Source organism: Winogradskyella arenosi (assembly GCF_003337305.1).
Taxonomy (GTDB): Bacteria; Bacteroidota; Bacteroidia; order Flavobacteriales; family Flavobacteriaceae; genus Winogradskyella; species Winogradskyella arenosi.
Map to the genome: position 1 here is coordinate 354,637 of NZ_QPJO01000002.1, position 13,663 is coordinate 368,299.

Below are 13,663 nucleotides of genomic sequence, written 5' to 3' on the forward strand. Positions count from 1 at the left end.
TATCTCGTTATGTGAACTTACGAAACTTATAAGAAAGTCTCCGCTAAGCAGCAAAAACGTTACGTCTTAGTCTTCTGTTATACCATAATAAGTTTACGGTAAAAATACGATTATTTACGACTTTAAGAAATTGAAGTTGTTAACACTTATTGAAAACAAAACAGCCTTCCCAAAGTTAGGGGAAGGCTGTACTTTTAAAGGATTAGTTTCTTATTTTTCAGGGTTATGGATTCCTGTAATATGACCTTGAGTTAAATATTTTTTGGCCACTTGGTGTAAATCGGCCACTGTTAAATTGTTGACAGCCTCTTCAAAATTTAAAATTTTCTGAGCATCTTTTTTGAGGTAATCGGCATCTTTTAATTGTCTTACCCAATAACGGTTGGTTTTTAAATCTTCTTTGTAATCTAGAATTTGGGCTTTTTTTACTTTTTCTAAGTCCTTTGGTGTTGGGCCATCTTTTATTAATTGGTCTACCTCATTTAAGGTTGCTGCAATAAGTTTATCTACATTTTCTGGCCCACACGGAAAACTAATATTAAACCTATACCAGTCGTAAGGCATATGGCTGATGCTTGCACTAGCGCCTGCACCATAAACCCCACCTTCTTCTTCACGTAATTTTTCAATTAATTTAATGGTTAACACTTCAGCTAAACTCTTTAAAGCATGGGCTTCCTTTTCATTGTAAGCTGTAGGGCCGTGATAGGTAATACGTACGGAACTTTTAGGGTCTTCCCCTTTTTCGATAACCTTTTTATGGCTTCCTGTAAGTGGTCTATAATCACTTATTTTATAGGTTTCATTTCGGTTTATAGCGGGTAAGCTAGCTAAATAGGTTTCGGCTAAATTTGCTAATTTCTCCTCATCAATATTGCCCACAAAATAGAAGTGGAAGTCACTAGCATCGGCAAAGCGTTCGTTATATTTTTCGTAAGCTAGACTATAATTGGCCTTATCCATAGCTTCGGCAGTAGGGAATCCTGTATATCTTGGATTTTTACCATAGATAAATTCTGAAAGTCGATCTTGAAAGTAAAACTGTGGACTCGATAAAAGGTTTCCTAAAAATGCTTTTTGCTTTTCTACATAACTTTTAAAAGCCTTTTCATCTTTATTAAGCGCCGTAAAGTAAAGGTGTGTGAGCTGAAATAGAGTTTCTATATCTTTAGGCGTAGTGTTCCCTGTAAAGCCTTCGCTGTACGTCCCAATAGAGGGTCTCACATTTGCAATTTTACCTGACATCATTTTACCTAATTCTACTTTGTTAAAGCCGTTTACACCAGCTTCTGTAAGACCACCGTTGGCATTAACAGTGGCTTTATAGTCTTCAGTACTATAAAGTGAGGTACCGCCATAGCTGAAGGCTTCAAATAAAATTTCATCATTTTTAAAATCTGTTTTTTTGTAGGTCACGGTGGCGCCATTGCTAAGTTTTAAGGTGGTAGTTCCTAAAATAGCATCAGTTTTAGAGTCTGTAATTTGGCCTTTTTTAGGCATTTCTGAGAGTAAAGATGTGGCGACCGTTTTGTCTTCATAAGGTTTCAGTTCCATCGTTTTTACCGTGTCTAATAATTCTAGAACTTCGGCTTCGGTTACCTTTTTAAGATCTTCTTTCTCTGGCCCTGTCATAATAACAACCCGGTTATCTTCTTTAATGTAACTATTAATCAGTGCATTTACTTCTTCTAAGGTAATGGTTGGAAGTTGCGAGTTCATAAAAGCATAACGCCAATCCATACTAGGAATAGGATTTTGTTCTAAATAATGATCGACATAGCGCCCAACAATACGATTAGATTCCATTTTATCTCTGTCCTTATAGGCACGTTCCATATTGGCAATTAAATCTTTTTTTGCACGCTTAAATTCTTCTTGAAAAAATCCATGCTGACGTACACGTTCATTTTCAATTAATAAGGTTTTTAAGGCTTCTAATTGTCCTGTTGGACTGGTCATTGCGGTAGACTGAAAAGCATTTTTTGTGCGGGCATAGGTGCCGCCATAATAGGTGAAACCGTAAACGAATGGTGGGTTGTCACCGTTTCTTAATTCATCTAAGCGGTTATTAATCATTTGAGAAAATAAATTCTCGACCATTGAAGTTCTGTAATCCTCATAAGTTTGATCTGGTATCGCATTAACTTTATCTTTAAACATTAACCTAACGTTAGAAAATGGCGCTTCTTTATCCGATTCAATAGCAATAAAAGTTTCTTTATGGTTAGGGAGATCAAATGAAGGTCTAGGCTTAGAATTTTTAGGATTTTTTATAGCACTAAAGTGGGATTTAATTTTTGCTTCTAAAGTAGCAATATCAATATCACCAACGGCAATAACAGCCATTAAATCGGGTCTGTACCAGTCTTTGTAAAAGCGTTTTAAGCTTTCATAATTAAAGGTTTCTAAGTTTTCTTTAGTGCCAATAGGAAGGCGTTCTGCGTACATTGAGCCGTGCATCATTTTAGGTAAATACTTTTGCATCATACGCTCATCGGCACCTTTTCCTAAACGGTATTCCTCTAAAACAACGCCGCGTTCATTATCAATTTCTTCATCGGTAAGTAAGGCATTATGTGCCCAGTCTTCAATAATTTGAAATCCTTTTTCTAATTTTTCAGGATCATCGCTAGGTATGGGTAAAATGTATACGGTTTCATCAAAACCCGTATAAGCATTAAGGTGGGCTCCAAACTTAACGCCAATACTTTGTAGGTAATCTACTAATTCATTTTTTTTAAAATTCTTTGTGCCGTTAAAATTCATATGCTCCATAAAATGGGCGAGCCCGAGTTGGTCTTCTGTTTCCAAAATAGAACCGGCATTAATAACCAATCGTAATTCTACTTTGTTTTCAGGTTTCGGGTTGTTTTGAATGTAATAGGTAAGGCCGTTGTCTAAAACCCCTGTTTTAACATTCGGATCTGTAGGAATAGGTTGAGTGGGATTGTATTCTAGTGGAGGTTCTACGGTCGTTTTTGAGGTTTGCGCTTTTAAAGTAAGAGTCATTAAAAAGCAGAACGATAAAATGGAATTAAGAACTAATTTTTTCATTGATTGATGGTTTAAATGAATACTTTATGAAGTTCTAAATTATGTATAATTTACTGTTAATTAAAAGATTAACGTAAATTTAACGGAAAGTTTTTTTAAAATTTAGGGCTTCGGAATTGACTTTGGGTGGGATAAAATGAGTGTGAACTAACCCTGTAATTTCTTTTGGTTTGTCGTTCTTTTTTACGGCGAAACTCTACGGTATTGTGCGGTTTTAAAGGGTAGGGCATTTCCGAAGAGAATGACCACATTAGGAAATTCTCTTCGGAAAATACTAGTAAAATTTAAAGCTTAATTTTATTAAACGTGAATTGGGATTAGGCCATAAGAATTTCTAGAATCTCAATAGCGGCATCACTAATTTTAGTCCCAGGACCATAAACAGCTACCGCACCCGCATCATAAAGATATTGGTAATCTTGTTTAGGGATAACTCCACCCACAATAACCATGATATCCTCACGACCGTAGGTTTTAAGTTCGGCGATGACCTGTGGTACAAGGGTTTTATGTCCGGCAGCTAAAGAAGAAATTCCTAAAATATGAACATCGTTTTCAATGGCTTGTTTCGCGGCTTCTTTAGGGGTTTGAAATAGTGGTCCAATATCCACATCAAAACCAACATCGGCATAACTTGTTGCAATTACTTTTGCTCCTCTATCGTGGCCATCTTGTCCCATTTTGGCAATCATTATACGAGGTCTACGGCCATCTCGAGCTGCAAACTCATCGGCTAAGTCTTTTGCTTTTTGGAAACTTTTATCGTCTTTAATTTCTTTACTATACACGCCTGAAAAGGATTTAATTTGTGCTTTATACCTACCGAATTCCGCTTCTAAAGCATCACTGATTTCTCCTAAAGTGGCTCTTTTTCTTGCGGCATCTATGGCTAAAGCTAATAAATTTTCCTGACCTGTTTTAGCGGCATGAGTTAATTTTTCTAAGGCCTTATTAACGGCTTCCGTTTCGCGTTCCGCTTTAATTGTATTTAAACGTTCTATTTGTTGCAATCTAACAGATTGGTTATCGACCTCTAAAGTAGAAATAGGATCTTCTTCAGAAAGACGGTACTTATTAACGCCAACAATAATATCTTGGGCAGAGTCAATTCGGGCTTGTTTTCTTGCCGCAGCTTCTTCAATACGTAGTTTTGGAATTCCCGCTTCAATAGCCTTGGTCATACCACCTAAAGCTTCCACTTCTTCAATTAATGCCCAGGCTTTTTCTGCAATATCAGCCGTTAGTTTTTCAACATAATAACTTCCTGCCCAAGGGTCTACCGTTTTTGTAATATGGGTTTCTTCTTGAAGGTAAATTTGCGTATTTCTTGCAATTCGAGCAGAGAAATCTGTAGGCAAGGCGATGGCCTCATCTAAGGCATTGGTATGTAAACTTTGCGTCCCTCCAAAGGCTGCTGCGGAGGCTTCAATACAGGTACGAGCCACATTATTAAAAGGGTCTTGCTCAGTTAAACTCCAGCCAGAGGTCTGGCAATGGGTTCTTAAGGCTAGCGATTTTTGATTTTTGGGTTGAAAGGGTTTTACCAACTTGGCCCAAAGCATTCTAGCGGCTCTCATTTTTGCTATTTCCATAAAATGATTCATGCCAATAGCCCAAAAGAAAGAGAGGCGAGGTGCAAAGGTGTCTATATCCATACCGGCGTCTAACCCTTTTCTAATATATTCTATACCATCGGCCAAAGTATAAGCCAATTCTATATCGCAGGTGGCACCGGCTTCTTGCATATGATAGCCCGAAATACTAATGCTATTAAATTTAGGCATGTTCTGACTGGTGTATTCAAAAATGTCAGAGATAATTTTCATAGATGGTGTTGGCGGATAGATATAGGTGTTTCGCACCATAAATTCCTTGAGGATATCATTTTGAATGGTTCCGGAGAGGGCTTTCATGTCAACTCCTTGTTCTTCTGCAGCCACGATATAAAAGGCCATGATAGGAAGAACGGCTCCGTTCATGGTCATGGAAACCGACATTTTATCGAGAGGAATTTGATCGAAAAGAATTTTCATATCCTCTACAGAATCTATAGCGACTCCGGCTTTACCAACATCACCAACCACACGCTCATGATCGGAGTCGTAACCCCGATGTGTTGCCAAATCAAAAGCCACAGACAATCCTTTTTGTCCGGCCGCAAGATTACGTCTGTAAAACGCATTACTCTCTTCTGCGGTTGAAAATCCAGCATATTGTCTTATGGTCCAAGGTCGTCTTACATACATAGTGGAATATGGTCCTCTTAAATTTGGCGCGATACCCGCTACAAAATTAAGATGGTCTAAATCCTTAAGATCCGCCTTGGTATACGTTGACTTAATGTAAATATCTTCAGCCGTTTTAAAATCTTGAGATGAATCTTGCGTCAAAGATGGAGCTTCGGTGTTAAGCGTAATATGTTGAAGGTTTTTTCTTGACATAAGAGGAGTTATTTTTTAATACAATGGTAACTAAAGCTGTTCTGGTCTTTAGTCTTATTCTTTATGGAGACGGTTTATTTCTAAGGCTTCAGCAAGTCGTTTCTGGATCACAGGTTCTATTAAAGTCTTGCGTTTTTCAACCTTAAGAAAGGGCTGTTTTTCAAGATTGTTTTTCATCTTGTCGTCCCAATTAGGATGCTTGTTCGTCCCCAATAATACAAGGGTTTCGGCATTAAAATCGGCCTGTTCCTTTGCAGCACTTTCTTTAATCTTTCTTTGGATGGTGCCTTCTTTTAATTGCTTTAAAAATCCGCCATTGGCTTCTAAAGTTTTAAATATTCCGAGGGCATTTTCAGCAAGTTGTGTCGTTAATCGTTCTATATAATAAGCACCATCAGCAGGGTTATTCACCTTATCTAAATAGCTTTCATTTTTTAAAATTAGCAGTTGGTTTCTCGCTATACGTTCGCCAAATTCATTGGAATGGTGAAAAAGCGCATCATAAGCCGTGTTATAAACCACATCAGCACCACCCAAAACTGCACTCATACACTCTGTAGTGGTACGTAACATGTTCACGTTATAATCATAAATCGTTTTGTTACGAAGGCTAGGGGTAGCCGTGATGGCGCAATTGGTATTAACGTCATAGGCTTTGGCTAAACTTTCCCAAAGTTGACGCAGTGCTCTAATTTTTGCCATTTCAAAGAAATAATTAGAGCCCACAGCCACATGGAATCTTACATCGAGCTTTTGTTTTTCTTCTACGTTAAGTACAGTATCCAAATGGTTTAGGTATTCATTGGCATGGGCAAGCCCGTAAGCCAACTGTTGTACCATAGTAGCACCGGCATTTTGGTAGGTTTCAAGATCAATATTAAGTTGCCCAAAGGTTTTAACCAGGCTTTCAAATTGTTGGTGATCTTTTTTTAAATTTTGATACCAATTTCCTGTCTTTGCTAAATGCCCAATAATGTCCGTTCGTACATTTACATTGGGAGATTTAGGGCATTGTTTTATAAGTGTTTCAGCGTCTAAAGATTCACAAGAAATAGTAACAGATAACGTATTTAAATCTATATCACGTAGAAGATCTGCAATGGAAATCTCTGAAGAAGTAATATGAAATAAGATATGGTTAGCTCCTCTTTTAAGAGCCTCTAAAGCTTTTGTATTAGCGGCTTCGGCAGCTTTAACCGTGATGACCTGTCCAATTTTCCAACGTGTGGCTTTACTCTTAGAAATAGGGGGTAAGGTTGAAAACTCATCGGCATGGTAAAAGGGTTTGACGTTGATATCTTCTTTGGTTTTCCAAATGAGGGTATCATTATAGTCAGCTCCTTTAAGATCCATTTGAATCTTTTGTTTCCAGGCTTTTGAAGAGACGGCCTCAAATGTATGAAATAAGGATTTACTCATCTTGTTTTTGTTTCGCTATACTGTCTTCGTACTCTATGATGAAAATATCCTCGTTCGGTTTTTTCATATAATAGGTTTCACGAGCGGTACGTTCTATACCTTCATCAGTACTTAATTCTTTAATGGCTTTGTTGTCTTTAGCCATTTCATTTCGGTAATGCTCTTTTTGGTATTCGAGCTCATCAATATCACTATTAAGCTCATGGTGAAACAACCATGAGTGGGCATCAAAAAATAACATCCAAACCGTGAATACAATAAGAACAATGACATAGATGTTCTTAAAAGGTTTAAGATATTTATTATTGAATTTTCGCATTATAATCGTTCGTTAATAATCGTTTTCACTATGTCTACGGCAACGGTGTTGTATTTATTGTTTGGTATAATGATATCAGCATATTCTTTCATCGGTTCTATAAACTGCTGATGCATTGGTTTTAATGTTGATTGGTAGCGTTGCAATACTTCATTAATATCTCTTCCGCGTTCTGTTATATCTCGTCTTAATCGTCTAATTAGGCGTTCATCAGAATCGGCATGCACATAGATTTTTATATCAAAAAGATCGCGGATTTCAGAATGAGATAAGATTAAGATCCCTTCAACAATCATCACCTTTCTAGGGCGGGTAACAATCACGTCTCCGGTACGGTTATGTTTTACAAAGGAATACACGGGTTGGTCAATGCTTTTTCCTTTTTTTAAGTCTTCGAGGTGTTCTTTTAATAAATCGAAATCTATAGATCTTGGGTGATCAAAATTGATCTTCACACGTTCTTCAAAACTTAAATGCGAGGTGTCTTTGTAGTAAGAATCTTGCGAAATAACGCCGACTTCTCCTTCAGGGAGTTCATTTAAAATGGTGTTAACTACCGTTGTTTTTCCACATCCTGTACCACCAGCAATTCCTATTATAAGCATATTTAATTCAAATTTGTTTTATGCTGCAAATTTAATTTTTTAAGTCGTATGCTCTTTATAATTCTGAAACTTTCTCTGGAGTAACGAAGTTATCAATCTGGTTTCCCCAACTATTATTGATATAATTAATGACATCTGCAACTTCTTTATCTGAGAGTCCTAAAGGAGACATGACGCTATTGTAGGTAACGCCATTGACTTTAATTTCTCCAGATAAACCATACTTAACAGCCTTAATACTTTCCGTTTGTTTATTTTTTAAAAAATCGGAATTGGCGAGTGGCGGAAACACCTTTGGCGCACCTTGTCCTTCTGCTAAATGACAGGTGATGCAGAGATCATTATAGACTATTTTACCACGGGCCATACTTTCTTTAAGTTGTGGGAGATCTTGTTCCGTAACGCTATTATTTTGCGCTAAAACTTTTGATGTTTTTGTGTTTGAGTTACATGAAGCTAGGGTTGTTAGTACCAAAGCTAAGCTGACTATATATTTCATTTTTTAATTAATTTTACAATACCTAAATTTTCAATGCCCACGTAAATATAACCATCTGGTCCTTGTTTTACAGTTCTTACGCGGCCAAGACCATCTAAAAGGCGTTCTTCTTTAATAACTTTATTATCTTTTAACGTACACATATCTAAATACTGAAATTTTAAAGAGCCTATTAATAAGTTCCCTTTCCAGTCGCCATACTGATCACTACTAATAAATGCCATCCCGCTTGGTGCAATAGAGGGATCCCAGTAATGCAGCGGTTGTTCCATACCTTCTTTTTCAGTGATATCCGTAAATTTAGTGCCAATATAGTTAACGCCATAACTAATAACAGGCCAACCATAATTTTTACCGGCTTCAATAATATTAATTTCATCGCCGCCTTTTGGGCCGTGTTCATGGGTCCAAATTTTACCGGTTTCAGGATGAATGGTCATGCCTTGTGGATTGCGATGTCCATAAGAGTAAATGGCTGTTTTTGCTCCTGAAGTATTACTAAACGGATTGTCTTTTGGGATGGTACCATCGGGATGAATACGATAGATTTTACCACCATCTCTACTGAGGTCTTGTGGGTTTTCATCTCTATTTCCACGATCTCCAATGCTAAAATAGAGTAGGCCTTGAGCATCAAAAGCGAGTCGTGATCCAAAATGTTGTCCTTTGGTACTGTTTGGGCTAGCTTTATAAAGGACTTCTAAATTGGTTAAGCTGTTTTGTTGGAGTTGTGCTCTAGCAATGGTGGTGTTTCCGCCATCACCCTCACCATTAGAAGAGGCATATGACAGATATATCCAATGGTTGGTTTTAAAATTAGGATCTAATATGACGTCTAATAGACCTCCTTGACCTCTTAAATAAATTTCAGGAACCCCTGAAACCTTATTTTTTTTGCCATTTTTAAAAATAATGAGGTCTCCAGATTTTTCTGTAATTAAAATTTCACCATCGGGTAAAAATGTAAATCCCCATGGAATTGAGAGGTCAGAAACAATAACTTGGTGTGTATGTTCTTCATTTTTAGGGGTGTTGTCTTGTGCACAAGCCAAGGTTGATGTAAGTATTAAACCGATAATAACGCTCTTTATTTTCATGAGATCCTGGTCTTAAAAAAAATTAGTTTTTAAAGTTAGGTAAATGTTGTTGGATTCTAAAGAAAATTTATATATTTGCAGTCCGAAATTGATAATACAAAATTCGGGGTGTAGCGTAGCCCGGTTATCGCGCCACGTTTGGGACGTGGAGGCCGCAGGTTCGAATCCTGCCACCCCGACTACTTTTAAGACTCTATAGATCTCATGATGTATAGAGTTTTTTTGTTTTTAAGCAGTAAATTTAATCTTAGACAGGTTTTATAAATACCACCAAACCACAGGTAACCACGGCTTGAAACCTTTTAAGCGCTGTATTAAAGGTAAAGGCAAAAAAAAGTGATCGTATTTGCTAATACCATCACTTTTAATATTAAAAGGGTGTTTTTTGTGCCCTGTTAAGACTTCAAATTAATTAATCTACAATTTTAATGTCTATAGAGGTTCTACGTTGCCAACCGGTTTCATCTGTAACGGAGTAAGCACAATGGTAATCTCCGGTATCTACATCGTTAGGGATAGTGATACTAATATTTAATTCATAAAAGGTTGGAGCATCTTCTAAAGTGTAATTTTCTAAAAACATCATAGGGTTAAAAGCATCTTTTATAGGGTCTAAGGTGCAGACTTCTCCCTGATCATCATGAGTGTGGTGATCAAAATTATGGTGAATTTCTAAACTATAAGCAGCTAAAGCTCTATTGTCTGTAACTTGAGCTTTAAACGTATAGGTTTCTCCTTTGGTAAGCTCTTGGCAAGCTTGTGGAAAACCATCGGTGTAATTTATGGTAATGGTTGGTTTTTCTTCATCTATAGTTATCCCATCGTCACTAGAGCAAGAGGTGGCAAGGAATAGAAATGCGACTAAAAGGTGTAAATAAGAGGTTTTAAATGTCATGTTTTAACGTTTAAAACCGCATAGTATTTGAGTATACTATGCGGTATTATTAATTTTTAAGATGCGATAACATCGATATGTGTTTCGTATGATTCTGTGTGTCCATCTTCATCTTCAACAGTAATAGTAATGTGGTATTCTCCTGCAGGAGCTGTCGCTGGAACTTGAATATGTTTGTGGAAATCAGCTTCAGTTAAATCATGAAAATCAGTAGAATAGTCAAACTCACCATCCCATTCTACTTCACCGTCTCCAACAATAAGGTCATGAGCATGGATATCTACGTTTAATTCATGAATTCCGTTTAAGGCTCCAATTTCTACATCCATATGAAATTCTTCACCTCTTACAACTGTGGCGTCAATATCTGCATTACTGAAAGTAATTAAGTTGATAACGTCTATATGACCTTCAATTTCAGTGCTGTTTCCAGCCTCATCGATGACAACTAATTCAATATGGTATTCTCCTTCAGCGGCATATTGAGGGACGTCAACATGAACGTGGAATGATGGGTTAATGACTTGGTAACTGGCCGCGTCATAAACTTGTTCAAATTCCCATTCATCTTCATTTTCACCGGCTTCTAAATCATGAGCATGAATAGAAAGGATAATACTGTTTACTACGCCTTCAGCATAAATATCGGCTTCAATATGGATGTCAGAGCCTGTGAAAGCGGCTTGATCTGTGGAGTGTGAACTGCCTTCTCCATATTCAAAATCGGTAATTTCTGGTGCATTTACACCAGGAGAACTGGCATCATCATCACTACTACATGAGTTGAGAAGGATTCCGAAAATGGCAATAAAGCTTAAAATTTTAAAATTTGATTTCATAAGATTTGATTTAATGGTTATTGTATTTGTTTTAATTAATTTTCTATGGGTAAAGTTTTGTTTAAAATTGTTGTGTTAGCGCAATGGAAATGTTTCTTCCGGCTTCAGGAACATCAATTAAGCGGTAAAAACTCGTATGGTTGTAGTATTCGGTATTCAGAACATTGTTGAGTTTGAATTTGAGGTCTAAAGGTGATTTTAAATTAAAAACTTGGATTTGCGTTAATAAGGTTAAGTTAAGCACCTCATAACCGTCCGTTTTTTCCTCTGGTGGAACAATATTGTTTTGTGCGGCCGTCATTCTATAATCTGCCGAGAGTTGCGGTTGTTTTAAAAATAAGAGGTCTTTGAATTGGTATTGTGCTGAAAATAATGTGGATAAAGGCGGCGAAAATGGAATGGTGAAGCCTTCTTTTGGGCCGCTATTTTGCCTACTGTAAACGTATTCTGAAGCGGCATTTAGTTGTAGGTTATTCCCAATTGTTGTCTGTGCTCTTAATTCTCCACCTGCTCTAAAAACTTTATTCTGAGTGTACTCATAAATCTGTAACGTCTCGTAATAATTAGATGTAGGATTTAAATAAATAAAATTTTCGAAAAAATTGACGAAAGGACTAATGCCTATACTGAACATTTCAGTAGTGTGATCTATATCTACATCAATTTGATACGATTCTTCAGGGTCTAAGTTAAGATTACCTTTTTCGTAACGATACATATGGTAATTAACACCATCTGAGGCGAGCTCATTGGCTAAGGGCATTCTAAAACTTTTTCCAACATTTATTTTAACCGTGGTATTGTTTAAGAGGTAGCTAAGGCCAATAGACGCACTGAGGGTACCAAAATTAAGAGTTTTGTCTTGGGCTCTTTGTAAATAAATTTCTGATGAAGTGCCATCGGTATTATTCACAGTTGTCGGATACCAATCAAAATAGGCTTTACTATCTACGCGTCCATAATCATAACGGATACCGGCTAGAAGGTGTAAGTCTGAATTGAGTTCATACTGATCAAAGGCAAAAGCGCCAATTGTAAATCGGGTGTATTCTGGAATTAAAAATCCCCAACCTCCAATTTTATTATCTTGAAACTCTAAATTTAATCCAGCAACTATATTGTGATTGGCCATAGGCTGAAACGCATCTTTTATATTTAAAGTCCCTGTGTCTTTATTAAAACGACGCTCCTTACTATCGGGAGGTGTAGGCATATAGCCGTGTGGAATCGGTTCGGAATGTTCTTCGCGCTGATTATTTTGAAAGCCTAAATCGATATTAAGGTTATGCTTTTCTAAATTGATAACCGTGTTGTTTAAGATCTTCAAATGATTGACTTTGTGGTAGGGAAGGTCTATGTCTCTATTAGAACTGTCGTAGTCTATAGTTGAAGTTCTCACCTCTAAGCCGTGCGCATTGGCAAAAAATCCATTTTTAGCATTAACGTTGCTTAATGTGGTTTCAGAAGTGATGCGATCGGTGGTATAACCAAAACTTAGACTGACATTGGCTTCTCTTCCTGCGGTATTTCTTAGGTTGTTATCGTGTAACTCAAAAATGTAATTTTCATATGAAATTTTATCCGTAGGAACCTTGTAATCCGCGTAATCTCTATAAGTCAGGCGTCCACGATAAAACCATTTATCGTTTCTCGCTTCGAGACCTACAGAAACTCCTAATAAATCGTTATTACTTTCTCCGAGTAAATTAACATTCCCTTGAAAAGAATCTTTAAGAGGTATTTTATTGGGTTGTATATCTACCACACCTGCAATAGCGTCTGAGCCATAAACCAAAGACGCTGGGCCTTTTACAATTTTAATGGTCTCAATACCATATTGATCTATTTCTAAACCGTGATCATTACCCCATTGTTGGGCTTCGTGTTTTACACCATTCTGAATCACCGAAACTCTATTAAAACCTAAGCCGCGTATTACAGGTTTAGATTGTCCAGATCCGATATTAATAGTACTTACTCCAGGAATTTTACTTAGGGTTTGCATCAAACTGTTCTCGCGGTTATTAGATAGAAAAGCTTCAGAGACTAATTGAGCCACGACCGGAGATTCTTTTAGTTCACGCTTTTTAGTTTTTCCATTAAGCTCTATTTTATCAAGCGCTGTGGCGGCTTCTTCTAAAAAAATCTTATAAGTTTCTTCAGTTGTACCGGATTTAATGCTAAGCGTTTTTGTTGCATAACTCACATGTGAAATAGTCAAAGTATAGGTGCCCTCTTTTACATTATTTAGGGTGAAATTTCCTGTTACTGAAGAGGTTGAAAATAGGCCGTTTGCCATGATGGCAGCGCCTTCAATAGGCTCTAGCGTATTGGCGTTTGCAACAATACCTTTTATCTGTAAGGCATTTTGGGTGAAACCCATGGCGCTTAAATTTAAACATAACCAAAAGCTCAGTGTTTTGTATAACATATTGAGATACTAAAGAAGTTTTAAAATGATTCGGGTGTAGGGAATGTGAGATCTATTGGTATTA

10 protein-coding genes and 1 tRNA gene are annotated in these 13,663 nt (G+C 37.0%); 1 reads left to right on the forward strand and 10 read right to left on the reverse strand.

Annotated features, from left to right (window positions below; genetic code table 11):
• Positions 1-210: 210 nt before the first annotated feature.
• From DFQ08_RS06260 to DFQ08_RS06290, 7 genes are all read right to left on the reverse strand, one after another.
• The gene (locus DFQ08_RS06260) at positions 211-3,054 is read right to left on the reverse strand and encodes a M16 family metallopeptidase (RefSeq protein ID WP_114308959.1); all 2,844 of its coding nucleotides are present in this window, start codon (positions 3,052-3,054) and stop codon (positions 211-213) included.
• 317 nt (positions 3,055-3,371) lie between these two features.
• Positions 3,372-5,495, reverse strand: coding sequence for a methylmalonyl-CoA mutase (scpA, locus tag DFQ08_RS06265; RefSeq protein WP_114308960.1), 2,124 nt, complete (start codon positions 5,493-5,495; stop codon positions 3,372-3,374).
• Positions 5,496-5,549: 54 nt separating this feature from the next.
• Positions 5,550-6,914: a methylmalonyl-CoA mutase subunit beta gene (locus DFQ08_RS06270; protein ID WP_114308961.1), complete on the reverse strand. Its 1,365-nt coding sequence runs from the start codon at positions 6,912-6,914 to the stop codon at positions 5,550-5,552.
• Positions 6,907-7,233, reverse strand: a complete 327-nt coding sequence (locus DFQ08_RS06275) for an FtsB family cell division protein (RefSeq protein WP_114308962.1) — start codon at positions 7,231-7,233, stop codon at positions 6,907-6,909. The genes DFQ08_RS06270 and DFQ08_RS06275 overlap by 8 nt, the downstream gene beginning before the upstream one ends.
• A complete protein-coding gene (gene udk, locus DFQ08_RS06280; protein ID WP_114308963.1) occupies positions 7,233-7,838 on the reverse strand; it encodes a uridine kinase in 606 nt (201 codons plus the stop codon). Before udk ends, DFQ08_RS06275 begins: the two co-directional genes overlap by 1 nt.
• A gap of 55 nt (positions 7,839-7,893) precedes the next feature.
• Positions 7,894-8,337, reverse strand: a complete 444-nt coding sequence (locus DFQ08_RS06285; RefSeq protein ID WP_114308964.1) for a c-type cytochrome — start codon at positions 8,335-8,337, stop codon at positions 7,894-7,896.
• A complete protein-coding gene (locus DFQ08_RS06290; RefSeq protein WP_114308965.1) occupies positions 8,334-9,434 on the reverse strand; it encodes a PQQ-dependent sugar dehydrogenase in 1,101 nt (366 codons plus the stop codon). The genes DFQ08_RS06285 and DFQ08_RS06290 overlap by 4 nt, the downstream gene beginning before the upstream one ends.
• A 104-nt stretch (positions 9,435-9,538) precedes the next feature.
• Here DFQ08_RS06290 and DFQ08_RS06295 point away from each other — a divergent pair.
• Positions 9,539-9,613 (forward strand) — tRNA-Pro (locus tag DFQ08_RS06295).
• Positions 9,614-9,846: 233 nt separating this feature from the next.
• On the opposite strand, the gene DFQ08_RS06300 is transcribed toward DFQ08_RS06295, so the two are convergent.
• From DFQ08_RS06300 to DFQ08_RS06310, 3 genes are all read right to left on the reverse strand, one after another.
• A complete protein-coding gene (locus DFQ08_RS06300; protein WP_114308966.1) occupies positions 9,847-10,329 on the reverse strand; it encodes a DUF4625 domain-containing protein in 483 nt (160 codons plus the stop codon).
• Between the two features lie 56 nt (positions 10,330-10,385).
• Positions 10,386-11,168 (reverse strand): DUF4625 domain-containing protein, encoded by a 783-nt coding sequence (locus DFQ08_RS06305; RefSeq protein ID WP_114308967.1) that lies wholly within the window; start codon positions 11,166-11,168, stop codon positions 10,386-10,388.
• A gap of 61 nt (positions 11,169-11,229) precedes the next feature.
• Entirely contained in the window at positions 11,230-13,551 is a 2,322-nt protein-coding gene (locus DFQ08_RS06310; RefSeq protein ID WP_245935390.1) for a TonB-dependent receptor, read from the reverse strand.
• Positions 13,552-13,663: the final 112 nt, after the last annotated feature.